We start from the raw sequence: 24361 nt of genomic DNA, 5'->3' as shown, positions 1-24361 counted from the left end.
CGCGCTTGCGGTCTTCCATCGCGGCCTCGGACATCTTGTCGTCGGCGCGGGTGGCTCCCCGCTCGGTCAGCCGGGACGCGGCGATCTCGACGATGACCTTCTCGATGGTCGTCGCGTCCGAGTCGACGGCGCCGGTGCAGGACATGTCGCCGACGGTGCGGTAGCGCACCTGCCGGGTCTCGACCGTCTCGCTGTCCTTCGGGCCGCCCCACTCGCCGGCCGTCAGCCACATGCCGTTCCGGCTGAACACCGGGCGCTCATGGGCGTAGTAGATCTCCGGCAGGTCGATGTTCTCGCGGGCGATGTACTGCCACACGTCCAGCTCGGTCCAGTTGCTCAAAGGAAAGACCCGCACGTGCTCGCCGGGCGCGTGCCGGCCGTTGTAGAGCTGCCACAGCTCGGGGCGCTGGCGGCGCGGGTCCCACTGCGAGAACTCGTCGCGCAGGGAGAACACGCGCTCCTTGGCGCGGGCCTTCTCCTCGTCGCGGCGGCCGCCGCCGAAGACCGCGTCGAACTTCTCCGCCTGGATCTTCTCCGTGAGCGGAAGGGTCTGCAGCGGATTACGCGTCCCGTCCGGGCGCTCCTTGAGCACCCCGCGGTCGATGTAGTCCTGCACGGAGGCGACGTGCAGACGCAGGCCGTGCTCGGCCACGACGCGGTCGCGGTACTCCAGGACCTCGGGGAAGTTGTGCCCGGTGTCGACGTGCAGCAGCGAGAAGGGGATCGCGGCCGGCGCGAACGCCTTCAGCGCCAGGTGCAGCATGAGGATCGAGTCCTTGCCGCCGGAGAAGAGGATCACCGGCCGCTCGAACTCGCCCGCCACCTCGCGGAAGATGTGCACCGCCTCGGACTCCAGGGCGTCCAGGTGGCTCAGCGCGTAAGGGCTGTCGGTCTCCTCGGAGACGGTCACTACGGTCGTCATACGGCGAGACCCCTTTCGGTGAGCAGCGCACGCAGCTGGGCCGCGGACTCCTGCACGGTCTGGTGGTGCGACTCGATGCGCAGGTCGGGCGATTCGGGTGCTTCGTACGGGTCGTCGACCCCGGTGAGCCCGGAGAGTTCGCCCGCCGCCTGCTTGGCGTACAGCCCCTTCACATCGCGTACGGAGCACACGTCCACCGGAGTGGCGACGTGCACCTCCAAGTACGCGGTGCCGCCCACCTGGTGGCGCTTTCGCACCGCCTCGCGGCTGTCCGCGTACGGCGCGATGACCGGGACGAGCGTCAACACGTCGTTGCGGGAGAGGAGTTCGGCCAGGAAACCGATGCGCTGCACGTTCGTGTGCCGGTCCTCGCGGCTGAAGCCGAGGCCCGCCGAGAGGTACTCGCGGATCTCGTCGCCGTCCAGCACCTCGACCTGCCGGCCCTCGGCGCGCAGCGTGTCCGCCAGCTCGTTCGCGATGGTGGTCTTGCCGGCGCTCGGCAGACCCGTGAGCCAGATCGTGGCTCCGGTCACTTGCGTCTCCAAAGTCTGGGATACGTCCGTGCGTTCAGCCATGGATGCCGCACTCGGTCTTGGCCCGGCCCGCCCAGCGTCCGGCGCGGGCGTCCTCGCCCTCCAGGAGGCGGCGGGTGCACGGGGCGCAGCCCACGGAGCCGTACCCGTCCATCAGCAGCGGGTTGGTGAGGACGCCGTGCTCCGCGACGTACGCGTCGACGTCGTCCTGCGTCCAGCGGGCGATCGGGGAGACCTTGACCTTCCGCCGCTTCTCGTCCCAGCTGACGACCGGCGTGTTCGCGCGGGTCGGGGACTCGTCGCGGCGCAGTCCCGTGGCCCACGCGGTGTACGTGGTGAGCCCCTCTTCCAGGGGCTTCACCTTCCGCATCGCGCAGCACAGGTCGGGGTTGCGGTCGTGCAGCTTCGGGCCGAACTCGGCGTCCTGCTCGGCGACGGTCTGCCGGGGGGTGAGCGTGACGACGTTCACGTCCATCACGGCCTCGACGGCGTCGCGGGTGCCGATGGTCTCCTCGAAGTGGTAGCCCGTGTCGAGGAAGACGACGTCCACACCGGGCAGGGCGCGCGAGGCGAGGTGGGCGACGACCGCGTCCTCCATGGACGAGGTCACGCAGAACTTCCTGCCGAAGGTGCGGGTCGCCCACTGGAGGATCTCCAGGGCGGACGCGTCCTCCAGGTCCCGGCCGGCCTGCTCGGCGAGCGCCTTCAACTCTTCGGTGTCCGACGAGATCTGAGCTGTCGTCATATCTGTTCCCCTCCACCGTCGTTGCGCTGAGCCCCTCGGGCCAGCAGCCCGAGGAACTTCAACTGGAAGGCTCGATTGCACGCCGCGCATTCCCAGGCGCCGTGGCCGGCCCCGGCGGCCTCGCTGGGCCGGAGGTCCTCGTCGCCGCAGTAGGGGCAGTAGAAGGGGGCCGCGCGCTCGCTCATGAGAGGGCCTCCTCGGAGGCGCGGGTGGTCCAGGTGGCGAACCGCTCGCCGTCCTCGCGCTCTGCCTGGAAGCGCTTGAGGACCCGCTCGATGTAGTCGGGCAGCTCGGCCGACGTGACCTTCAGGCCGCGCACCTTGCGGCCGAACCCGGCCTCCAGGCCGAGCGCGCCGCCGAGGTGCACCTGGTAGCCCTCGACCTGCTCGCCGTCCTTGTCGAGCATGAGCTGGCCCTTGAGGCCGATGTCCGCGACCTGGATGCGGGCGCAGGCGTTCGGGCAGCCGTTGAGGTTGATGGTGAGCGGCTCGTCGAACTCCGGGAGGCGGCGCTCCAGTTCGTCGATGAGCTGCGCGCCGCGCTGCTTGGTCTCGACGATCGCGAGCTTGCAGAACTCGATGCCGGTGCAGGCCATCGTGCCGCGCCGGAACGTGGAGGGGCGGGCGGTGAGGTCCAGCGCCTCCAGGCCCTCGATGAGCGAGTCGACCCGGTCCTGCTCGACGTCGAGGACGATCATCTTCTGCTCGACCGTGGTGTGCACCCGGCCGGAGCCGTGTGCCTCGGCCAACTCGGCGATCTTGGTGAGGGTGGTGCCGTCGACGCGGCCCACGCGCGGGGCGAAGCCCACGTAGAACCGGCCGTCCCGCTGCCGGTGCACGCCGATGTGGTCGCGCCACTGCTGGGAGGGCTGCGCCGGGGCGGGCCCGTCGGTGAGCTTGCGCCCTCCGAGGTACTCGTCCTCCAGGACCTGGCGGAACTTCTCCGGGCCCCAGTCGGCGACCAGGAACTTCAGGCGGGCGCGGGTGCGCAGCCGGCGGTAGCCGTAGTCACGGAAGATCGAGATGACGCCCTCGTAGACGTCGGGGACGTCCTCGATCGGCACCCAGGCGTTCAGCCGCACGCCCAGCTTGGGGTTGGTGGACAGACCGCCGCCGACCCACAGGTCGAAGCCGGGACCGTGCTCGGGGTGCTCGACACCGACGAACGAGACGTCGTTGATCTCGTGCACCACGTCGAGCAGCGGGGAGCCGGAGATGGCGGTCTTGAACTTGCGGGGCAGGTTCGAGTACGCCGGGTTGTTCAGGACGCGGCGCTTGATCTCCTCAAGGGCCGGGGTGGCGTCGATGATCTCGTCCTCGGCGATGCCGGCGACCGGCGAGCCGATCATCACGCGCGGCGTGTCGCCGCAGGCGGTGACGGTCGACAGACCGACGGCCTCCAGCCGGTTCCAGATCTCCGGGACGTCCTCGATCCGGATCCAGTGGTACTGGACGTTCTGCCGGTCGGTGATGTCGGCGGTGCCGCGCGCGAACTCCTGCGAGATCTCGCCGATGACACGCAGCTGCCGCGTGGTCAGTTGGCCGCCGTCGATGCGCACGCGCAGCATGAAGTACTTGTCGTCCAGCTCCTCGGGTTCGAGGATGGCGGTCTTGCCGCCGTCGATCCCGGGCCGGCGCTGGGTGTACAGACCCCACCAGCGCATGCGTCCGCGCAGGTCACCGGGGTCGATGGAGTCGAAACCGCGCTTGGAGTAGATCGTCTCAATGCGTGTCCGCACATTGAGACCGTCGTCGTCCTTCTTGGTCTGCTCGTTGCCGTTGAGCGGCGTGAAGTGGCCCACGGCCCACTGGCCCTCGCCACGGTGACGGCTCACCTTGCGGCGGGGCGCGGCGGCAGCGGGCTTTTCAGGAGTGGCAGCCATGGATGTACGTCCTTCAAGGCAGGCTGGGTGCGGCTCTGAGCTGCACACTTCGCGCTCGGGCGCGGCGGTGCGCAGGGGGATTCAGAAAATGCGGGAAAGTCGGCGGTGCTGGTTCTCTCAGCGCGCCGGACAGATGGCGCTGGACATGCGGCCGTAGTCGACGTGCCGTCGACTCACCAAGGCGATTCCAGCTGTAGACATGACGGAAGCGTGTCATGGGACTTTGGGCCCGGTCCACCATCGTCCGTCATTTGGACGCAGTTGTCCCACATCGTGGACGATGGTGGCGCCGATCACATACCGGCACGGTGAAAGGTCTTATTCGCCCTTAATGAGGTCGGGCGGAGGGGAACGCGCCGGGCCACGGACCCGGAGCCGCCACCTCCGGTTCCTCGCCGGTCTCCGTCCGGAACAAGCGGAACCCGCGCCGCTCGTAATTGGCCATCGCGTACTCCCCGTCGAGGCTGCACGTGTGGAGCCACACCCGCTTCGTCGGCGTCCGCTCCGGCCACCGCTCGGCCAGGTCCCAGGCGCGCGCGATGCCGTACGACAGGAGGTGCCCGCCGATCCGCCGGCCGCGGAAGGCCGGAACGAGCCCGAAATACACGATCTCCACGACACCGTCGTCCTGCGCGGCCAGCTCGACGTACCCGGCGGGCGTCCCCCTGTCGTAGGCGACCCACGTCTCGGCGCCCGGCCGCGCCAGCTGCTCCTGCCACTGTGTGTACGTCCAGCCGAGCCGGTCGACCCACTTGATGTCGCCGCCCACGGACGCGTACAGAAACCGGCTGAACTCGGGCGAGGGCACCGCGGCCCGCACGATCCGTACGTCGCCCGCGGGCGGGCCGGCGGGACGCAGGTCGGCCGGGGAGGTCTGTTCGAGGGACCACGTGGTGACGGTGACGTTGCTGCTGCTCATGCGGCACATGGCATCACGGCCGGAGCTCCCGGGCCAAGGGACCGGCGTCCCACCGCCGCCCCGGGCGACATCAGAGCGCGGGCGTACGGGCCCGGTGGACCGCCGGCGCCGTCGAGTGCGGCAGCAGGTCCAGCGGGTCGCCCGGCAGCAGCACCTGTACGTCGGTGTCCTCCAGGAAGCGGTACGGGCGGTGCGCCAGCAGACCGCCGAGGTAGCGGCGCACCCGGGACAGCTCCGCGCGCACCGTCACCGTCCGCGCCGGGTCCCCGAACAGGTCCTCGGCCAGACCCGAAGCGCTGCGGCCACCCCGATGGCAGGCCAGCAGGTACAGCAACTCGGCGTGCCGCAGACTCAGTTCATGGGTCCAGGAACCGGCCGGGCCCGACACCTCGACCGACCAGCGGCGCGGCCGGCTCACATCCAGCAGTATCCGGGTCGCGCCGAGCGGCTCCGGGGCGTCGTCCACCACGAGCAGCCAGCCGCCGGGCAGCGGCGCCGCCTTGCACGCGCCGAGCGACGGCACGAAACAGCGGCCCTCCGTCAGCGACTTGGGCAGCGCCACCCGGTCGAGCAGCGGCATCCCGGTCACCGCCGCCGTCCACCCGTTGCCGTCGACGGCCAGGGCCCGGCCGCCGATCCGCGCGAGGGCCGGCGCCGCCACGGCCCGCAGCCGCTCCAGGCCGCCCATGTGCTGCTCGCGCAGCCGCGCCTCCGCCAGCTGCGCCACCGACCGCACCCACGACAGCGTCGCCGGATGCATCGACTCCAGCGGGCCGCTGACATCCACCACCCCGAGCAGCCGCCCGTCGCGCGGATCCGTCACCGGCGCGCCCGCGCACGTCCACGCGTGGTGCGAGCGCACGAAGTGCTCGGCGGAGAACACCTGGACGGGCCGCCGCGTCACCAGCGGCGTCCCCACACCGTTCGTACCGACGACGTCCTCGGCCCAGTGCGCGCCCACCTCGAAGCCGAGCCGGTCGCCCTTGCGCAGCACACCCGGGTGCCCCTCGCGCCACAGGATCCGGCCGTCGGCATCGCTGATCACCATGATGTGCTGCGCCGCCTCGGCCACCGAGACCAGTGCCTCGCGCAGCACCGGCATGACGCGCAGCAGCGGCGAGGAACTGCGCCGCTCCTCCACCTCGTCGACACCGAGCAGCCCCGCGCGGAAGTCGTGGTCGGGATCGACGCCGTCGCGCAGCATCCGCCCCCAGGACTCGCCGATCTCCGGCCGGGGCAGGACCGGCGGCCGCTGCCCGGCGAGCGTCGCGTCGCGCACATCCCTGAGCAGGCGGGACGCGAGCGCCGCGTCCATCGCGGACAGCCGCGCCAGGTCGATCGTCGAGTCCTTGTTCATGCCTGAATCCTCGGTATGCAGGGAGTTACGCCACGCCTATGCGGCACGTCCGAGCCACGGCAAGGGTGGGCCTTGGGGAAGGGTGGTTGCAACCCCCTGCAACCCTGGCGAACGACCGTAGGGCGTTTGAAACTGACACCAACGCCGCCCCGGCGGTGTTCGAGCTCCTCAGGGGGCCTGAAAGGCGGGGATGGTGCCGTGTCGGCGCAGCACCATCCCCGCGAAGAGCCTCCGCGGTCAGGACACCGGCCGGGCCCGCTCCACGATCTCCGCGAACCCCAGCGTGTGCGGCAGCGTCCCGAACGCCGCGCCCCGGTCCCCGCCGAGCCGCGACGCGCAGAAGGCGTCTGCCACATCGGCCGGCGCGTACCGCACGAGCAGTGACCCCTGCAGCACCAGCGCGATCCGCTCCACGAGCCGCCGCGCCCGCGCCTCGATACCGTCCAGATCGCCGAGTTCGGTCAGCAGGTCCTTCACGGCGGCGTCCAGACGGTGATCGGCGCCGCGCGTCGTGCCGACCTCCAACAGGAACGCGTTGAACGCCGCCGGTTCGCGCTGGAGCGCCCGCAGGACGTCGAGGGCCTGGACGTTGCCCGAGCCCTCCCAGACCGAGTTCAGCGGCGACTCGCGCAGCAGCCGCGGCATGCCCGACTCCTCCACGTACCCGTTGCCGCCGAGACACTCCAGGGCCTCGGCCGCGACCGGCGTGCACCGCTTGGTCACCCAGTACTTGGCGGCCGGCACGGCGAGCCGCAGCAACGCCCGCTCCTGCTCGTCGCCGCCGTCCGCCCGGTCCTGCGCCGTCGCGAGCCGCAGCGCCAGCGTCGTCGCGGCCTCCGACTCCAGGGCCAGATCGGCCAGCACGTTGAGCATCAGCGGCTTGTCGGCGAGCTTCCCGCCGAACGCCTCGCGGTGCGTGCAGTGGTGGATCGCCTGCGCCACCGCCTGCCGCATGAGCGCCGCGGAGCCGAGCACGCAGTCGAGCCGGGTCGCCGCGACCATGTCGATGATGGTGCGCACCCCGCGCCCCTCGTCCCCTACCCGTCGCGCCCATGTCCCGTCGAACTCGACCTCGCCCGACGCGTTCGACCTGTTGCCCAGCTTGTCCTTGAGCCGCTGGATCGCGAACGGATTGCGCGCCCCGTCCTCCAGCACCCGCGGTACGAGAAAGCAGGTCAGGCCCTCGTCGGCCCGCGCGAGCACCAGGAACCCGTCCGACATCGGCGCGGAGCAGAACCACTTGTGCCCGGTGAGCGCGTACGCCCCGTCGTCGGCGAGGGCCTGCGCACGCGTCGTATTGGCGCGTACGTCGCTGCCGCCCTGCTTCTCCGTCATCGCCATGCCGAAGAGCGCCCCGGCCTTGTCGGACGCGGGCCGCAGCCCGAAGTCGTAGACCGTGGACGTCAGCCGTGGCTCCCACACCGCGGCCAGGTCGGGCTGCCCGCGCAGCGCCGGTACCGCCGCGTGCGTCATGGACAGCGGACACAGGTGCCCCGCCTCCACCTGCGACCACACGAGGAACGCGGCCGCGCGCCGCAGATGCCCGGCCGGACGCGTCCACGCCGCCGTGAGCCCCGCGGAGACGCCCTTGCCCAGCAGGCGGTGCCAGGACGGATGGAAGTCGACCTCGTCGATCCGGTGGCCGTACCGGTCGTGGGTGCGCAGCACCGGTGGGTACTCGTTCGCGAGGCGCCCCCACTCCTGCGCCTGGGCGGAACCGGCGGCCCGGCCGAGCACCGTGAGCTCCGCCCGGGTCTCGTCCAGGAGCGCTGGGTCCAGATACCGCTCCAGGCCCTCGGTGAGGGCCCGGTCGGCGTCGAAGACGTCGTACCCCACCAGGGGCGGGGTCTGGTTGGTCACCGTGTGCGTGCTGCCCGACATGAGGGCGAACCTACCGGCGGCGCGGCCCGCGTCGCGACCGCGCCGCCGATGGTCAGCCGGCCAGAGAGGCCATCGCGGCCACCTTGCGCCGCTCTGCCTCGGCCGTGGTGTCGGCCTCCGCCGGCGGCCAGCCCTCCCGGTAGACGGTGTCGAGGTAGCGCTCACCGAGGTCCGGTGCGATCGCCACCGCCGTCATACCGCGCCGGCCGTGCAGCTCCAGCCAGCGCTGCGCGCCGCTGATCACCGTGCCGGTCGAACCGCCGAAGAGGAATCCCCGGCCGGCCAGGGACCGGCAGGCGCGGACGGTGTCCGCCTCCTCCACGTGCACCACGTCGTCGATGTACGACCGGTCGAGCATGGGCGGCGGCACGCTCGTGCCGAGCCCGGGGATCAGCCGGCGGGCCGGTGCCCCGCCGAAGCTCACCGAGCCGACGCTGTCGACGGCGACGATGCGCACCCGGCGCTTCCACTGCCAGAACCACCGGGCGCACCCCATGAGCGTCCCCGTGGTGCCGGCCCCCACGAACAGGACGTCAAGGCGCGGGAAATGGTCGGCGATGGCCGGCGCCGTGGTGCGGTAGTGCGCCTTCCAGTTGGCCTGGTTGTTGTACTGGTCGAGCCACACGTACCGGTCGTCGGCCGCACACAGCGCCCGCACGTACGCGCGCCGCGCGCCCAGCAGTCCCTCGTCCCCCGCCGGGTCCTCGATGACGTGCACGCGGCTGCCGAGCGCCTCCATCAGCCGGATCGTCGGCTGGTTGCAGCGCACGTCGGTCACGCACAGGAACCGGTGGCCGCGGCTGGCCGCGATGACGCTGAGCGCCACCCCCAGGTTCCCGGACGACGACTCGACAAGCACCGAACCGGGCCGCAGCCTGCCGTCGCGCTCGGCGGCGTCCACCATCTCGGTGGCCGCCTTCAGTTTGATCGAACCGGCGAAGTTGAACCCCTCGCACTTCAAATACAGCGGCAGCCCCAGCGCGGCCCGCAGGTCGACGTAGAGCTGTTCTTCGTTGAACCTCGCAGGATCGGTGATAACAGGCATGATTCCCCCCTCTAGTGTCCCCCGTGTCCCCCCTTGCGCACCACGAATGAGCCGTCAGCCGTACCGGCTCAACTCGTGGAAAAACCCGTCCACGACGTGGAGTTCGCCCCTCCTGGCGACCTCGTCGTGGACGAACCGGCCGACCGCGAGGTCGAGCACCCCCAGGCCGAACGGTGAGAACACCACCGTGCGGTCGGCCGGCACGGTGATCCGTCCGGTCAGTACGTCCTCCAGCGTGCCGTCGATGAACTCCCGCTTGCCGGTGAGCTGTTCGGCCAGGTGCGGGGAGGTGTTCGCCTTGAGGCAGTGCTCGACGTCGTCGACGACGTTGGCGGATGCCAGCAGGATCTCGGGCGCGAGGTCGCGCAGCGAGAGATGCAGCACCAGCGGATGGTGGCCGAACCACGACGGGTCGTGGATGTGCGGCTCGCCGGCGATCGTCGCGAAGACCAGCAGGTCGCTCTCGCGGATCAGCGACTGCGCGGTGTCGTGCACCGTGATCCGCCCCTTGGTCCCGGCCCGCTCCAGATAGCCGCGGAACCCCTCCGCGCTCTCCGCGGACAGATCGTGCACGCCGGTCTCGTCGAACTCCCAGCCGTTGGCGGCGAGATGGGTGTGGACGTAGCGGGCGATCAGTCCGGTGCCGAGGAAGCCGACGCGCGCCGGACGGGTCCTGGTGCGGCTGAGCCGGTCGGCGGCGAGCGCCGCGGAGGACGCGGTGCGGGTGGCGCTGATGACCGAGCTCTCCAGGCAGGCGTACGGGTATCCGGTGCCGGGATCGTTGAGGATCAGCACGGCCGACGCCCGGGGCAGACCCGAGGCGGTGTTGCCGGGGAAGCTGGAGATCCACTTCAGGCCGTCCACCCGCAGCGGCCCGCCGAGCGAGGCGGGCAGCGCGATGATCCGCGCCGACGGACGGTCCGGGAAGCGCAGGAAGTACGACGGCGGGTTCACGGTGTCGCCCGCGCCGTGCAGCCGGTACACGGACTCGACCAGCTCGGCGATCTCCACCTCCCGTGCGTACAGGGCCTGTTGGACCTGTCGGCCGGAGATCACGGCGAAGGCCGGAGCGGCGGCGCTCACGCGGCGCTCACCTCGACCGTGGGCGCGCAGTCGGCGAGCCGGACCGGGTCGGCGAGTCCGGCCAGGACCTCGCGCGGGCCGTCGAAGGGCTCCCTGCTGTGCGCGGTACGGAGGTTGTCGATGAGCAGCAGGTCGCCGGAGCGCCACGGCTCGCGGACGGTGTGCGCGTCGTACACCTCGTTGATCACGCGGATGACGTCCTCGCCGATCGGGCTGCCGTCGCCGAAGCGCGTGGTGAACGGCAGCCCTTCGGGGCCGTAGACGTCGGTGAGGTACTCGCGCACCTCGGGTTCCATCGTCCACTCGCTGAGGAAGGCGATCTGGTTGAACCACAGGGGGCGGCCGTCGGCCGGGTGGTGGATGACGGCGCTGCGGTGCTGGCGGGTGCGCAGCGACCCGTCGGGCTGCCAGTCGAAGTCGATGGCGTTGGTGCGGCAGTACTGGGCGATGGCGTCGCGGTCGTCGGTGCCGAAGGCCTCGGCGGCCGATGCCCCGATCTCGTCGTGGTAGGTCCGGGCGAGGATCCAGCCCTCCTTCTGGAACCGGGCGGTCAGCTCGGCGGGCAGCGCTTCGAGGACGGCCGCCGCGTCGGCGACGCCGGTCGCCCCGCCGGACGCGGGTGCCTCCAGGCAGGCGAACAGGAGCATGCCGGGGAACTCCAGGGCGTAGCTCATCTCGTGGTGCATGCACATCTGCTGGTTCGGCGGCCACTTGGAGGACGAGTACACGCCCTGCGTGTACGTGCGCCGGGGCGCGAAGGGCTCCCGGTCGGGCATCAGGGAGGGGGCGAGGCGCCGGAAGACGGCCGCTATGGCGCCGGGTTCGGCGAGGCCGAGCCCACGGACCAGGACGGAGCCGTGGGTGGCGACGGCGGCCCGCAGCGCGTCGTGGTATTCGGCAGCCCAGCCCTCCGGGTCGCCGCCGCCGGCGGCGGTCAACAAGGGTGGGCTGCCCGGGACGAGCGAGATGTCGTCGGGTAGTGGGGATGGATTCGGACGGTGCATCGAGTCTTCCCTTCAGTGGCGCTGAGCGGTCGTCCGGTCGAGCAGTCCCGCGAGTTCCGCGAGGACCGGCTGGCTGACGACGTCCTTGAGGGTGATCACCCGGTCGAGGGCGATCACCAGCTTCACGGCGGAGAGTGACGAGCCGCCGAGGTCGAAGAAGTGGTCGTGGCGGCCGATCCGGCCGGCGGGGATGCCGAGCACCTCGGCCCAGGCGTCGGCGAGCCGGCGCTCGGTGTCCGTGCGGGGCAGGTCGGTGCCCCCTGCGAGCTCTTCGGCGAGGGCGGTGAGCGCCCGGCGGTCGATCTTTCCGTTGGCGGTGAGCGGCAGCCGCTCACGCCAGTGCACGACGGCCGGGACCATGTAGGCGGGCAGCGACGCGGCGACCCGCTCCCGCACGATGCCGGCGGCCACCGGCCGGGGGCCTGTGCAGAACGCGGCGAGCTGCGTGCCCCGTACGACGATCACCGCGCCGTCGCGGACGCCGTCCACCCGGAGCAGCGTGTTCTCGATCTCGCCGATCTCGACGCGGAAGCCGCGGATCTTCACCTGGCCGTCCCGCCTGCCGAGGAACTCCAGCTTCCCGTCGGGCAGCCAGCGTCCGTGGTCGCCGCTGCGGTAGAGCCGCTCGCCCGGCCGGTACGGGTCCTCGCCGAACGCCGCCTTGGTGCGCTCGGGGTCGTTGACGTAGCCGCGCCCGACGCAGACGCCCGAGAAGACGATCTCGCCGGGCGCCCCGAGCGGCACGGGCACCAGGTCCTCGTCGACGACGTAGATCCGTACGTTGGCGACGGGCCGGCCGAGCGGGACCCGGTCGTGCTCCGGGACCCGGTCCATGACCTCGTGGTTGGTGTCGTCGGAGGTCTCGGTCAGCCCGTACGCGTTGACGAGCCGGACCCCGGGCCGCGCCGTGAACCAGCGCCGCACCAGCTCCTTCTTCACCGCCTCGCCGGTCACCGACACGCAGCGCAGATCGGGCAGTTCGCGGGGGCGTGCGTCCAGCTCGGCCAGGACGGCCTCCAGGTACGACGGCACCACCTGGAGCACATTGACCCGGCCCCGCTCGATGGTCTCCACGAAGCGCGGCACGTCCAGGATGGCCTCCTGCTCCACCAGCAGCGTCCGCCCGCCCACGAGCAGCGCGGAGAGCAGCTGCCACAGGGAGATGTCGAAGCACTGGGGCGCTGTCTGCGCCACCACCTGTCCGGTACCGATGCCGAGGTCGTCGAGTTTGGCGAGTACGTGGTTCAGGAACCCCGCGTGCTCGCACATGGCGCCCTTGGGCTCGCCGGTGGAGCCGGACGTGAAGTAGATGTAGGCGAGCTGGTCCGGCGCGACGGGCACTCCGAGATCGCCGTCCGCGTGCCCCTCGGCGACGGCGTCCGCCACGGAGAGGGTGTCACCGGGATACGTCGCGCCGTCCTCGGCGATGACCAGGTCGCACTCCGCCCGGGTGAGCGTCGTCGCGATGCGTGCGGCGGGGAAGTGCGGCTCGACGGGCAGATACACGCCGCCCGCCTTCAGGACGCCGAGGACGGCGGCCATCCAGTTCATGGTCCGCTCGCTCACCACCGCGACGACGCCCTCGGGCCGCAGCCCGCGCGCGAGCAGCGCCCGGCCGATCCGGTTGGCCCGGGAGTTGAGCTCTCCGTACGTCCACTGCCCGTCCTGCGCGACGACGGCCACCGCGTCCGGATGCGCGGCCGCCCGCTCCTCGAACAGCTCGTGCACGCGCCGGTCGGGCAGTACGCGGTGCGGACCGGCCAACTCCTCCAGCTGGTAGCAGAGTTCGTCCTCGGACAGCAGGCTCCGGCGGCCGGGCTCGATGAGCGCGGCGAGGTGGTAGCCGGCGATCCGCTCGGCCGCCTCGTGGTCGAGGACGTCGGTGCGGTAGCGCAGCCGCAGGACACGGCCCGCGACGCTCACTTCGAGCGCGCTGTCGTCGCGCTCGGCGGACAGCTCGGCGAGGACGCGCTCGTGCGCGACCGCCAGTGCGGACTCGGACGCCAACAGGCCCTCGGGAAGCCGTACTTCATACTCCGCGGTACCCGGCCGCGGGTCGTGCGTCCACTGCGGGATCGTTGTCATGCCCCTACCTCCCCGTCGCCGGATTGCCGCCCCAACGCGCCCCCGGGGGCACCTGTTCGCCCTTCATCAGGAACGAGTCCGGGGCGAGTACCGCGGCCTCGCCCAGCGTCACGCCGTAGTGCACCAGCGCACCGGTGCCGACAGTGCAGCCCGCGCCGATGGTGATGTGGTCGGACTTGAAGGTGCCGTCCTCCTGCGAGTGGGCCTGCACCTTGGTGTGCGCGGCGAGGGTGACGTCGTCGCCGATCGTCACCAGCGTGCGCTCGGTGATGGAGACGCCGTCGTCGAAGACCCGGCGGCCGATGCGTACGCCGAGCAGCCGCCACACCACGTTCTTGAACGGCGTCCCGTTGAACACCACGAGGTGGTTGTCCTGCACCTTCCACAGCCGCTCGTGCCACCGGAAGTACGGGTCGTAGATCGAGCAGAGTTGCGGAACGAGCGGCCGGAAGCGGCAGATCATCCGCTCGACCAGGATGTAGTAGCCGGTGCTGAAAGCGAGGGCGGCGATCATGGAGACGCCGACCAGCACTCCGCCGGCCACGTCGGACAGGTCGAACGCGGCGAACGCGATCACCGTCAGCGCGAACCAGTGCACCCACCGCAGGAACAGGTGCAGCACCATCGTGCGCAGGTTGTGACGGTTCTTCGCGGAGAGCCCGCGGCGCAGCTCCTCGCCTTCGCGCAGGTGGTCGAACCGGGTGTCGCGCTCCACGGTGCGCGGGATCTCGAACGGCGGCGAGCCGAGCAGCCCCACGCCCTCGCGGACCGGGCCGTCCAGCGGGATCATCACCTTCGTCGCGAGCAGGCAGTTCTCGCCGGTGCGGCCGCCCGTCGGATAGGCGATGTGGTTGCCCAGGAAGTTGTGCGGCCCGATCGTCGCCTGCGCGACGCGGAACGACGTGGCGGAGAAGTCGGCGTTCATGATCGACAGACCGTCGGCGACCATCGTGCCGCTGCCGACCTTCGCCAGGTACGGCGTCTCGTGCCCCACCTCGGTACCGAAGTTGGAGCCGGTCTGCTCCACCTGCGAGAGGTCGTACCCGATGGCCCGCAGGTACGGGACGATGTACGAGCTGTCGCCGCACAGCCACTTGAAGAACTTGATGTTGGTCATCCGGGCGATCGTGCGCTGCACCGAGTAGTGCACGCCGTACAGCGGATAGGTGCGGCCCGGGCGCAGCATCAGCCCCAGCACGCGCGGCACCAGGGACACGGTGGCGAGGCCGATGAGGATGACCGCCCCGAAGCCGACGATCGACAGACCGAACGCCTCGGCGTAGAACGCCGGCGAGCTCAGGTCGTGGGAGTCGGGCGCGATCAGTACGTCCAGCGCGGGCGCTTCGGTGAGCAGCAGCTCGGTCCCGCCGACCGTGAGCGGTACGACGACGAGGAGCGCCTGGAGCAGACCGCCCACCGCGAACAGCACCCGGCGGAGGGTGGAGCAGGGGGCTTGTGGCACCCGGACGTAGTCGACGTCGGTGCGTTCGGCGGGGGAGCCGTGCCAGTGCTGCCCGGCGGGCACCGCGGCGCCGTCGTACAGCGCCGACGCGTGGCCCAGCTGGGCGCCGTCCCCCATCGACGTACCGATGTCGAGGACCGTCTTCTCACCGACGAAGACGGATCGGCCGAGGGTGACGGGACCCGTGCGGATGACGCCGGCGTGGGCCTGGTAGCCGAGGAAATAGGCCTCCTTCCGGATCACGGTGCCGCCGCCGATCGTCAGCAGGTCGGTGCAGACCGGGACGGAGCGGGAGAGGATCGTGACGCCGGGGCCGATGCGGGCTCCGAGCATCCGCAGGTACAGCACGTAGACCGGGTTGCCGGCGAACAGTGCCATCGGGTTCGCGTGCAGCAGCGATTTCACGAGCCAGAAGCGGACGTAGGCGAGGCTCCACACCGGGAACTCGGTCTCCCGCCAGCGGCCGATGAGCAGCCACTTCGCGGCGACGGGCACCAGGCACGCGCCGAGGAAGATCGCTCCGCCGAGCAGCGCGGAGCGCGTATAGGTGTCGAGGAAACCCGAGCCCGCGGAGACCCAGGCGAAGCCGCGGGCGGCGAGCATCCCGGCGCCCGCGCAGTAGAGGGCGAAGGCGAGCAACTGCAGGGCCCCGCACAGGAGATAGCTGAAGGTGCTGCCGGGCGGTGGAGGCGGCTCGGGCTCGAACACCTTCGCGACCGGGGCCTCGTCGAGGGCCGCGGCAAGACTTCGGATCGTCGGGTGGCCGTAGACATCCTTCATCGAGACGGCCGGCAGGTCCCCGTGTTTGCGGACCCGGGCACAGAAATGCGCCATGACAAGAGAGTTGGCGCAGAGATCGTCGAAGAAGTGGCTGTCAGGTGGAACGTGGTCCACACGGACGACACCGGCCAGTACTTCGGCGAGAACGCGTTCGGTGCCGTTCGGCACATGAACTCCTCGTGCTGATACTCATGTTTCGCGCCATTTCTGAAATGCCGGAACGCGCGCGAATTGAGTGTGGGTTGGATGTGCAGTGAGCGTGAGGAGCAAACGCGGATGAAGCGGGCCACGTCTGATGACCCTGAATGTTCCCCCGTTGTATGTCCCCCCGGACTGTGCGTTGCCGGTCGGTGTTCGATCGGTCGACGGCGTGTGCACTGAATACGATCGGAATTCTTTCGGGTGACTCATGAACGCTTCAAGTGGCTTTCGAGCATTGGCTGTTTCCGACGGCTTCTGCGTGACGTGCTCATGCCCGATTTCGAGACGCGCCGGACGCCGTGCCGGGGAACTCACCGAAGGGACGGCGTATTTGCCGGTGCCGCCTCCGTTTTTCACTCCCGCATTATTCGGCCAGCGCGGCCATGACAGGAATCGGAGAGGCTATTTTTCGTGAGGTCTGTCCTGGGTTGCCGCGCCATTTCTGTGCTATTGCGCGACCGGACGGCACCGCTGGGAACAGTGAGCCGCGGCCGGGCCGCCGCGGACGAAGACGCGCAGGCAGCGGCACCGGGGGATGAGCACACGTTCCCGCGGCGGATACCTTTGAGGCGTGCAGCCAGCAAGTGAATCCCCCCCACCGCCGTCCGGCCGTCTCCACCGGGCCCGCGTTCTCTACCAGAACGTCTCAAAGCGCAGGACCGCCTGGCTGTTGCTCAAGGACACCGTCAACTCGTGCATGGAGTACCGCATCCTGGGCCTCGCGGCCGAGGCGGCGTTCTTCACCCTGCTGTCCGTCCCGCCCCTGCTGCTGTCGATGGTGGGCCTGCTCGCCTACGTCGACTCGTGGACCGGCGCGGACACGATCGCCGGCGTCCGCGACAACATCCTGGAGGCCTCCCGCACGGTCCTCACCGACCAGGGCGTGAAGGAGATCGCACAGCCGATCCTGGACGACGTCATCAAGGGCGGCCGCCCCGACGTCATCTCCATCGGCTTCCTGATCTCGCTGTGGTCGGGCTCGCGGGCGGTGTCGACCTTCGTGGACACCGTCACCGTGATGTACGGCCTGGACGGTGTCCGCGGCATCGTGAAGACCCGGCTGCTCGCGTTCCTGCTCTTCCTCGTGGGGCTCGTCGTCGGCTCGGTGGCGCTGCCGCTGATGATCGCGGGCCCCGACGCGGTGATCGGCCTCGTCCCCTGGTCGGAGTCGGTCGTCCAGGTCCTGTACTGGCCGGTCGTACTCGTCCTGTCCGTCGCCTTCCTGACGACGCTGTACCACGTGTCCGTACCCGTACGCTCCCCATGGATCGAGGACGTGCCGGGCGCGCTGGTCGCCCTCGCGATGTGGATCCCCGGCAGCTTCCTGCTCCGCCTCTACCTCACCAACACCATCGAGGGGCCCACGATCTACGGCTCCCTCGCGGCACCCGTCGCGGTGCTGCTGTGGATCGGCGTCTCGGCGTTCGCGGTACTCGTCGGCGCCGCGGTGAACGCCGCGATCGACCGCGTCTGGCCGTCGGTCGCCACGGCCGCGGCACGCGCCTCGAACGAGCGGGTGCGGTCGGCCGCCGCCGCGCAGTACATGGCGATCGCGACGGCCCGCTCGGCCGACGACCCGCAGGACCCCGACGACCCGGACATGCCGTCGGAGTTCCCGGAGCGCTGGTCGAAGTTCCTGCCCCCGGAGGACGTGACGTCCCGCCTGCGCACGCACGTACGCAAGCACGGGGACGGCCACGGGGAGAGTCACGGGGAGAGCCACGGGAGCACTCCGCCGCACGATGAAGAGAAGGACGAGTAGCGCGGGCGGGACTCTCCGCTTGCGCGGGTACTACTTCCACGTGCCGGCGGCGGCCGCCTCCGTGGCGAACGCCCCGAACGGGCGCGGGCCGTGCCCGAGCACCCGCGCCACGTCGTCCGTCACCGACGCGTTCCGCCCGTCGAGGAGCGTGCCGAACAGCTCCACCAGGAAACGCGCCTCCTCCTCGGGCACCCCGAACCCGCCCAGCGCGGCGCCGTAGTCGCGCACCGGCACCGCCACGTACCGCTTCGCCGCGCCCGTGGCCCGCGCCACCGCGGACAGGGCCTCGCCCCACGTGAGCAGCTCGGGACCGGTCAGCTCCAGCACCTCGCCCGCATACCGCCCGGTGGGCTCCCGCACCACCGCCACCGCGACCTCCGCGATGTCCCGCACGTCGAGGAACGGCTCACGCAGCGCGTCCGGCGCCGCGAAGGCCGGCTCGGGGCCGCGCACCCGGTCGAGCAGCGGGCCCTCGCTGAAGTTCTGCTGGAACCACGCGCACCGCAGGACCGTCCACTCGGCCCCCGGCGCCCGCAGCGCCTCCTCGGCCGGCCGGGCCCGGTCCTCCCCGCGCGCCGAGAGCAGCACGAGCCGCCGGACGCCGAGCGCGACGGCCCGCCGGGCCAGTTCACCCACCGCCTCCGCCGCGCCCGGTGCCCCGATGTCCGACGGGTACGCCAGATACGCCCCGTCGGCGCCGCGCAGCGCCGCGTCCCACGTCACCGGGTCCGCCCAGTCGAAACGCACCGCACCCGTCCGTGAGGCCGACCGTACGGTCAGCCCCGCGGCGCGCGCCGCCTCGGCGACCCGGCGCCCCGTCCGGCCGGTCGCCCCGGTCACCAGTACCGTCGTCATGTTCTGCTTGGTCTCCGTCATGCCCACCACTCAACTCCGGGGCGGCGCGAGGAACCATCCGCGAGCCGCTCACCGCCATAAGCCTCCGTCTACGCTGCCGTCATGGACGTACGCGCAGGGCTCCTGGACGGGCCGCGGGCTCGGGGGGCCTTCATGATCCGGGCCTGCTTCGAGGTGCCGTGGTCCGTGCGGATCGCCGACGAGGCACCCCTCACCGTCATGATCATGGGCAAGGGCGACGCGTGGCTGCTGCCCGACGGCGAAGGACCGGCCCGGCGCCTCCGCCCCGGCGACATCGCCATCGCCCGCGGCCCGGACGCGTACGTCTGCTGCGACGACCCGGCCACCGCGCCCCGCGCCGAGATCGGCCCCGGGCAGGTGTGCCGGTCGCAGGAGCACCGCGGATGACCGGGACCTACGAGGAACGGCCGAGCCGGGTCCCCGGCGCGGTGCTCTGGACGCGCACCGCCGCCCCCGGCCCCGGGGCTCCGTATCCCGTGCTGCCCGACGGCTGCATGGACCTGATCTGGAGCGAGGGACGGCTGTTCGTCGCCGGACCCGACACACGCGCCCACGCCTCCGAGCACGGCGCTGGCCGCCGGTACGCGGGCATCCGCTTCGCCCCCGGCACGGCCCCCGCCTACCTCGGCGTACCGGCGCACGAACTGCGGGACACACGAGCCGAGTGGGCCGCACTGTGGCGCGGCGCCGACGCCCGCCGCCTCACCGAACGCATCGACGCGGCCGCCGACCCCGTGGCGGAACTGGAGCGCGTCGCCGTCCGTATGGCGGCGCGTGCCGCCGCGCCGCCCGACCCGCTGCTCGCCCGCGTCGCGGCAGCCCTGGACGCGGGCCGCAGCGTTACCGAGACGGCTGCGGCGACAGGGCTCAACCCTCGCCTGTTGCACCGGCGTTCACTGGCCGCGTTCGGCTACGGGCCCAAGACGCTCGCCCGGGTGCTGCGGTTGCAGCGGGCCCTGGCGCTGGCCCGCGCGGGCGTCCCGTTCGCGGAGACCGCCGTCCGGGCCGGCTACACGGACCAGCCCCATCTGGCCCGTGACGTACGGGACCTGACGGGCCTGACGCTCGGCAGGCTGGCCTGAGAGGAACCCGCGGGCATCAGGCGAACAGGTCGACCTGATTCCCGTCCGGGTCGTGCAGGACGGCGTAGCGCTGCCCCCACACGGCGTCCCACGGCTTGCTCTCGCCGTGGTGTCCCGCGCCGGTCAGCGCCGCGTACGTCGCGTCGACCCCGGCGGCGTCACCGCAGTGGAAGGCGAGCGCGATCCGGCCGGGGCCACGGTCCGCGCCACTGTCGTCCGGGTCGAACATGAGCCGGATGCCGCCCGGCAACTCCGCCTCCACGTGCGGGAGTTCCTCCGCCCCCTCGGGAAAGGAGAGGCCGAGGAGGCGGTAGAACGCGAGCGAGGCGGCCAGGTCGCGAGAGCTGATCCCGATGGCGTCCATGCGGACGGTGCTGTCAGTCATGGCCTCACCGTAGACACCCGTACGCCGCCCGGTCTTGTACGAAACGGACACCCCGCGTCTCCTTGTGCGTGGCACCCGGCCGACGTGGACGAGAGACGTGTCCACCGCGACGGCGACCGTCCCGAGCGTGTACTCCGGCGAGCCCGTCACCCTGGAGGCCGACTACGAGCCGACGCTGTCGCGCCGGCTGTGGCTGGTGAAGCGGCTGCTCGTGATCCCGCACCACATCGCCCTGCCGCTCCTCTTCATCGCCCTCGGGGCCTTCGGGATCGTCTCCGTGATCGCCTGGTTCGCGATCCTCTTCACGGCCCGCTTCCCTAAGGCCCTGTTCGACTTCAACGTCGGTGTACCGCGCTGGGGCCGGCGCGTGGCCTGCTACGCCTACGGTTCCCTCGGCGCCGCGTCCCCCGCCCGGCTCTCGCGCGGCCTGGTCGCGCTCCTCACCTTCTTCTCGGGCGTCGCCCTGCTCTTCACGGGCAGCTACCCGCACGGCATGCACGACCTGAACCTCGCTCCGCACCGCTGGGCGGCGCGGGTCATCGTCCACACGGCCCCGATGGCCGACGTGTACCCGCCGTTCCGCCTGGACCAGGGCGCGCGCGAGCCGCAGTTCGCATGACACGTGGCGTATCGCGCAGGTGTCCCAAGGGGTGGCGTGACCTGCCGGCGCGGCCGCGCCACCTGACGGCGACGTAGGCTCGCCCGTATGACCAGCGACACCGCGCCCGCACGGCCCAGCCTTCCCCGCGCCCTCGCCGAGGGCCTGGTCGTCGTCCTGGACGGTGGCCTGTCCAACCAGCTGGAGGCCGCCGGACACGGCCTGAGCGATGAGCTGTGGTCGGCGCGGCTGCTGGCCGAGGCGCCCGAGGCGATCGTCGCGGCGCACCGCGCCTACTACGAGGCCGGCGCGAGCGTCGCCATCACCGCGAGCTACCAGGCCACGTTCGAGGGGTTCGCGGGGCGTGGCATCGGGCCCGGACGGGCGGCCGAACTCATGGCGCTCAGCGTGGAGTTGGCGCGGCGCGCGGCACGTGAGACCCGGACGGAGCGGCCGCTGTGGGTGGCCGCGTCGGCGGGCCCGTACGGGGCGATGCTCGCGGACGGCTCCGAGTACCGGGGGCGGTACGGGCTGAGCGTGGCCGAACTCGAACGGTTCCACCGGCCGCGCCTGGAGGCACTGGCGGCGGCGCGGCCGGACGTGTTCGCCCTGGAGACGGTGCCGGACACGGACGAGGCGAAGGCGCTGCTGCGGGCGGTGCGGGGCCTCGGAGTGCCGGCGTGGCTCTCGTACAGCATCGAGGGGGACCGGACCCGGGCCGGGCAGCCCCTGGAGGAGGCGTTCCGGCTCGCCGCCGACGCGGCGGAGATCGTGGCGGTGGGCATCAACTGCTGCGCTCCGCAGGACGCGGACCGGGCGGTGTCCCTGGCCGCCCGGATCACCGGCAAACCGGTCGTCGTCTACCCGAACAGCGGGGAGACCTGGGACGCGGGGGCGCGCCGCTGGGTGGGCCGCTCGACGTTCGGCCCCGAGCGGGTCGCGGGCTGGCGGGCGGAGGGTGCGCGGATCATCGGGGGGTGCTGCCGGATCGGGACACCGGCGATCACCGATGTCGCCCGAGCGCTGTCGGGAACCTGAGCGTCCGTTGCCTCCTGCTCCCCGGGTACCCGGCCCGCCGGGACCGATGAGCCGCGGCGGGTCATGTGGCGGAGCCACCTGTCCCTTCGCGCCGTGCGGCGAGGGTGCGTGCCGGAAGCCGCGACGCCGCGGAGATCCGTCAGAAGGGCCCTGGTCGTCGAAGCGGTTCGCCCTCGCCGACGGCCGCGGTGGTGAAGGCGCGGCCGAAGCCGCTGTTCGCACCGGTGATCAGCCATAACTCGGGCATCGTCCACCTCAACTCTGCGGCAGGCGACCGGACTTCGGCGCTCTGCGGTGACCTCACCCTCGTGGTCCGGGCCGCCGGCCGTGCACGTCCTTCTGCCATCACCGCTGGTTGTCGCCGAGCCACCCGGCGGCCCCGAGCCCTGGCCCGGCGCGTCACCCGGCGCACCACCTCGCCGGTCAGCGCCCCGATCGCCAGCGCGAGTTGACCGTGGTGTCGCTGCGAGGTGGTCGAACCCGGGGCGCGGCGCGACTGTTCCCCGCGGTGCTCAGGGCTTGAGGGCGACCGCCCCGTAGATGTTGATGTCCTCGTCCCGTACGTCGCCGATGCCGCGCCGCGCCGCCCGGTCCAGGGCATCCAGCCCGCCCAGGTCCTCCGGCTCCAGGGGCGGCTCGCTCCACGTGCCGTCGGGCCGCCACCGGTGGACCGGCACGACACCGGGGTCGACCGGCTCCAGGCCGCTGTCGGTGAACAGCCGCAGGAACTCGGCGCGGGAGCGGAGCGTGAACGGCAGGCCCGTCGCCTTCAGGCCCGGCACGATCGTCTCCGGGTTGAGGTCGGCGGTGAGATGGCTGAGAAAGACCGCGCTGCCGGACGGCAGGGCGTCGAGCAGGGCCGCCATGATGTCGTGGGCCGCCGGGGCCTCCACGAAGTGCAGGATCGCGCCGAGCCCGAGCGCCACCGGCCGGTCCAGGTCGAGCGTGGCCCCGGCGCCCGCCAGGATCGTCTCCGGGGCGCGCAGATCCGCGTCGAGGTACGCGGTGCGTCCCTGCGGATCGCTGGCCAGCAGGGCGCGGGCGTGCGCCAGGACCACCGGGTCGTGGTCGACGTACACGACCCGCGTCCGGGGGGCGACACTCTGCGCGATCTCGTGCACGTTCGGGCTCGTGGGCAGTCCCGTGCCGATGTCGAGGAACTGCCGCAGCCCCACGTCCCGCGTCAGGTGCAGTACCGCGCGCCGCATGAAGTCACGGTTGTGCCGCACGTCGAGATAGCCGCGCGGGTTGTGCCGCAGTGAGCCGTCGGCCGCGGCCCGGTCGACGGGATAGTGGTTCTTGCCGCCCAGCAGCGCGTCGTAGACCCGGGCCGGGTGCGGCCGCGAGGTGTCGATGCGCTCGCGGATCTCTCGGTCGGTCATGGGGTCCCCCTGTCGTGTCGGCGACGCGCGAGGCGTGGTGCGCGCGGGGCACAAGGTATCCCGGTGACCTGTGTACCCAACTCCCGCTGCACAAAGGCGCGTTGTGCACGGCTGCCGTCGTCCGTGCCACGCGCTACCGTGGTACACGTGGCCACTCACCCGAAAAACCGGCTCGCCGCGGCCGTCGTCGTACTCGGCGGGCGTGTCCTGCTGGTCAGGCGCAGCGAGACCGAGCAATTCCTGCCCCGCGTGTGGGGCGTGCCCTGCGGAAAGCTCGAACCGGGCGAGAGCCCCGAGGACGGGGTGCTGCGCGAGCTGAAGGAGGAGACCGGGCTGCTCGGGAAGGTCGTGCGCAAGATCGGCGAGTCCTCCTTCGTCAGCGACTACCGCGGCCGCGAGGTCAAGAACGTCCAGGACAACTATCTGGTGCGCCCGCTGGGTACGGGCATCGTGCTGCCGCACGCCGACCAGGCCGCGGAGTGGCTGGCCCCCGCCGACCTGGGCACCGTGGACATCGACGACTACAACCGCGCCATCGTGACGCAGGCCCTCCCGTACCTCTGAAAGCCGTACCGCCGAGGCCCCGGCCGCGTCACGCGCCGGTCAACAGGCCCGCGAGGGACTCCAGTTCCCGCACATACTCCTTCACGCTCAGCGGTGTCTTCGCCACCGCGGGAGCGTGCCGCTCCGCGTCCGCGCCGAGGAACACGTCCGTGTGCCGGCGCCGCCCCGCCCCCGTCTCCAGGAACAACGTCACCGTCGGCGAGGAAGCCGTGCTCCACGCCCGGTGCAACGTGTGCGCCGGCAGGGCGTAGCTGCTGCCCGCCGCGTACTCGGCGACCTGGGTCAGGCGCAGCAGGGCCGGGCCCGCCGGTTCGAGCAGCCAGTCCGCCGTGTCCCGCGACAGCGACTCCCGGTACCGGGCCGCCTGCTCGCCGCCGTCCCGCGGGAGGGTGTCGTGCGCGTAGAGCTCCATCCGCAGCGCTCCGCGCACGATGTGCGACGCGAGCGGGGAGCGGTGGTTGTGGATGTCCTCCGGGCCGCGCTCGCCCGGATGCCAGACGTGGGCGCGGAGCATGTGCCGCGGGCCGCTGTCGATGAGCAGCAGCTTGTCGAAGCCGAGGACGTGCCGGTACGAGAGCCGCGCGCGGCCCTCCGGGTCGCTGTCGCCCGCCGCGAGGTCATGGACGAGCCCCAACAGGCGTCTGGGAGAGCCGAGTCGGGTGACCACATCGTGTGCCGCCCGCGCCAGGTCCGCGTCGGACGCATGCACGTCGAGGGCATCGGCTAGCAGCCGCCGCGCCGAATCCGCTGGTCGAGCCCTCATGCCCACGTCCTC

General features: G+C 71.6%; 22 protein-coding genes and 1 pseudogene. 6 read left to right on the top strand and 17 right to left on the bottom strand.

The features are described from left to right. From cysD to AB0J02_RS31580, 13 genes are all read right to left on the bottom strand, one after another. Positions 1 to 922, bottom strand: a 922-nt coding sequence (gene cysD / locus AB0J02_RS31640; protein ID WP_363197239.1) for a sulfate adenylyltransferase subunit CysD, incomplete at its 3' end; no start/stop codon positions are given. After that, a complete protein-coding gene (cysC, locus tag AB0J02_RS31635; protein ID WP_363197238.1) occupies positions 919 to 1497 on the bottom strand; it encodes an adenylyl-sulfate kinase in 579 nt (192 codons plus the stop codon). The genes cysC and cysD, both read right to left, overlap by 4 nt. Beyond that, complete coding sequence (locus AB0J02_RS31630) at positions 1490 to 2200, bottom strand: phosphoadenylyl-sulfate reductase (RefSeq protein WP_363197237.1); 711 nt, start codon at positions 2198 to 2200, stop codon at positions 1490 to 1492. The genes cysC and AB0J02_RS31630 overlap by 8 nt, the downstream gene beginning before the upstream one ends. Beyond that, positions 2197 to 2385, bottom strand: a complete 189-nt coding sequence (locus AB0J02_RS31625) for a hypothetical protein (protein WP_363197236.1) — start codon at positions 2383 to 2385, stop codon at positions 2197 to 2199. The genes AB0J02_RS31630 and AB0J02_RS31625 overlap by 4 nt, the downstream gene beginning before the upstream one ends. Continuing rightward, positions 2382 to 4082 carry a nitrite/sulfite reductase gene (locus AB0J02_RS31620; protein WP_363197235.1) on the bottom strand — a complete coding sequence of 567 codons (1701 nt, stop codon included), beginning with the start codon at positions 4080 to 4082 and terminating at the stop codon, positions 2382 to 2384. The genes AB0J02_RS31625 and AB0J02_RS31620 overlap by 4 nt, the downstream gene beginning before the upstream one ends. Positions 4083 to 4410: 328 nt before the next feature. Further along, positions 4411 to 5001, bottom strand: coding sequence for a GNAT family N-acetyltransferase (locus tag AB0J02_RS31615; RefSeq protein ID WP_363197234.1), 591 nt, complete (start codon positions 4999 to 5001; stop codon positions 4411 to 4413). 70 nt (positions 5002 to 5071) lie between these two features. Beyond that, positions 5072 to 6358 (bottom strand): GAF domain-containing protein, encoded by a 1287-nt coding sequence (locus AB0J02_RS31610; RefSeq protein ID WP_363197233.1) that lies wholly within the window; start codon positions 6356 to 6358, stop codon positions 5072 to 5074. Between the two features lie 237 nt (positions 6359 to 6595). Beyond that, a complete protein-coding gene (locus AB0J02_RS31605; protein ID WP_363197232.1) occupies positions 6596 to 8239 on the bottom strand; it encodes an acyl-CoA dehydrogenase family protein in 1644 nt (547 codons plus the stop codon). A gap of 52 nt (positions 8240 to 8291) precedes the next feature. Beyond that, entirely contained in the window at positions 8292 to 9284 is a 993-nt protein-coding gene (gene sbnA / locus AB0J02_RS31600; protein ID WP_363197231.1) for a 2,3-diaminopropionate biosynthesis protein SbnA, read from the bottom strand. A 54-nt stretch (positions 9285 to 9338) separates the two neighbouring features. Further along, the gene (gene sbnB, locus AB0J02_RS31595; RefSeq protein WP_363197230.1) at positions 9339 to 10367 is read right to left on the bottom strand and encodes a 2,3-diaminopropionate biosynthesis protein SbnB; all 1029 of its coding nucleotides are present in this window, start codon (positions 10365 to 10367) and stop codon (positions 9339 to 9341) included. Beyond that, the gene (locus AB0J02_RS31590; protein WP_363197229.1) at positions 10364 to 11371 is read right to left on the bottom strand and encodes a TauD/TfdA family dioxygenase; all 1008 of its coding nucleotides are present in this window, start codon (positions 11369 to 11371) and stop codon (positions 10364 to 10366) included. Before AB0J02_RS31590 ends, sbnB begins: the two co-directional genes overlap by 4 nt. A 12-nt stretch (positions 11372 to 11383) precedes the next feature. Next, positions 11384 to 13456, bottom strand: a complete 2073-nt coding sequence (locus AB0J02_RS31585; RefSeq protein WP_363197228.1) for a non-ribosomal peptide synthetase — start codon at positions 13454 to 13456, stop codon at positions 11384 to 11386. A 4-nt stretch (positions 13457 to 13460) separates the two neighbouring features. Continuing rightward, positions 13461 to 15866, bottom strand: coding sequence for a Pls/PosA family non-ribosomal peptide synthetase (locus AB0J02_RS31580; RefSeq protein ID WP_363197227.1), 2406 nt, complete (start codon positions 15864 to 15866; stop codon positions 13461 to 13463). A gap of 604 nt (positions 15867 to 16470) precedes the next feature. Here AB0J02_RS31580 and AB0J02_RS31575 point away from each other — a divergent pair. After that, positions 16471 to 17661: a YihY/virulence factor BrkB family protein gene (locus AB0J02_RS31575; RefSeq protein ID WP_363197226.1), complete on the top strand. Its 1191-nt coding sequence runs from the start codon at positions 16471 to 16473 to the stop codon at positions 17659 to 17661. Between the two features lie 30 nt (positions 17662 to 17691). Here AB0J02_RS31575 and AB0J02_RS31570 read toward each other — a convergent pair whose 3' ends face one another. Continuing rightward, complete coding sequence (locus AB0J02_RS31570) at positions 17692 to 18537, bottom strand: NAD(P)H-binding protein (protein WP_363197225.1); 846 nt, start codon at positions 18535 to 18537, stop codon at positions 17692 to 17694. Positions 18538 to 18618: 81 nt separating this feature from the next. Here AB0J02_RS31570 and AB0J02_RS31565 point away from each other — a divergent pair. Both AB0J02_RS31565 and AB0J02_RS31560 read left to right on the top strand, forming a co-directional pair. Continuing rightward, positions 18619 to 18900, top strand: a pseudogene (locus AB0J02_RS31565) (cupin domain-containing protein); the annotation flags it as partial. Between the two features lie 20 nt (positions 18901 to 18920). Then, the gene (locus AB0J02_RS31560) at positions 18921 to 19619 is read left to right on the top strand and encodes a helix-turn-helix domain-containing protein (RefSeq protein WP_363197224.1); all 699 of its coding nucleotides are present in this window, start codon (positions 18921 to 18923) and stop codon (positions 19617 to 19619) included. A gap of 16 nt (positions 19620 to 19635) precedes the next feature. Here the strand turns inward: AB0J02_RS31560 and AB0J02_RS31555 are convergent, their stop codons facing one another. Beyond that, entirely contained in the window at positions 19636 to 20004 is a 369-nt protein-coding gene (locus AB0J02_RS31555) for a VOC family protein (protein WP_363197223.1), read from the bottom strand. A gap of 97 nt (positions 20005 to 20101) precedes the next feature. Here AB0J02_RS31555 and AB0J02_RS31550 point away from each other — a divergent pair, with 97 nt between their 5' ends. Together AB0J02_RS31550 and mmuM are read left to right on the top strand one after the other, a co-directional pair. Further along, complete coding sequence (locus AB0J02_RS31550; protein ID WP_363197222.1) at positions 20102 to 20623, top strand: DUF4389 domain-containing protein; 522 nt, start codon at positions 20102 to 20104, stop codon at positions 20621 to 20623. A gap of 87 nt (positions 20624 to 20710) precedes the next feature. Further along, positions 20711 to 21640: a homocysteine S-methyltransferase gene (mmuM, locus tag AB0J02_RS31545; RefSeq protein WP_363197221.1), complete on the top strand. Its 930-nt coding sequence runs from the start codon at positions 20711 to 20713 to the stop codon at positions 21638 to 21640. Positions 21641 to 22152: 512 nt separating this feature from the next. On the opposite strand, the gene AB0J02_RS31540 is transcribed toward mmuM, so the two are convergent. Continuing rightward, positions 22153 to 23022 carry an SAM-dependent methyltransferase gene (locus tag AB0J02_RS31540; RefSeq protein ID WP_363197220.1) on the bottom strand — a complete coding sequence of 290 codons (870 nt, stop codon included), beginning with the start codon at positions 23020 to 23022 and terminating at the stop codon, positions 22153 to 22155. A 147-nt stretch (positions 23023 to 23169) separates the two neighbouring features. On the opposite strand from AB0J02_RS31540, the gene AB0J02_RS31535 reads away from it, so the two are divergent. Beyond that, positions 23170 to 23586 carry an NUDIX hydrolase gene (locus tag AB0J02_RS31535; protein WP_363197219.1) on the top strand — a complete coding sequence of 139 codons (417 nt, stop codon included), beginning with the start codon at positions 23170 to 23172 and terminating at the stop codon, positions 23584 to 23586. A 28-nt stretch (positions 23587 to 23614) separates the two neighbouring features. Here the strand turns inward: AB0J02_RS31535 and AB0J02_RS31530 are convergent, their stop codons facing one another. Further along, positions 23615 to 24349 (bottom strand): hypothetical protein, encoded by a 735-nt coding sequence (locus AB0J02_RS31530; RefSeq protein ID WP_363197218.1) that lies wholly within the window; start codon positions 24347 to 24349, stop codon positions 23615 to 23617. Positions 24350 to 24361: the final 12 nt, after the last annotated feature.

The sequence above is a fragment of the Streptomyces sp. NPDC050264 genome (assembly GCF_040655895.1).
In the GTDB taxonomy this organism is placed as follows: domain Bacteria; phylum Actinomycetota; class Actinomycetes; order Streptomycetales; family Streptomycetaceae; genus Streptomyces.
The sequence above is the reverse complement of the archived record's forward strand: the minus strand, read 5'-3'. Positions and strand labels throughout refer to the sequence as shown.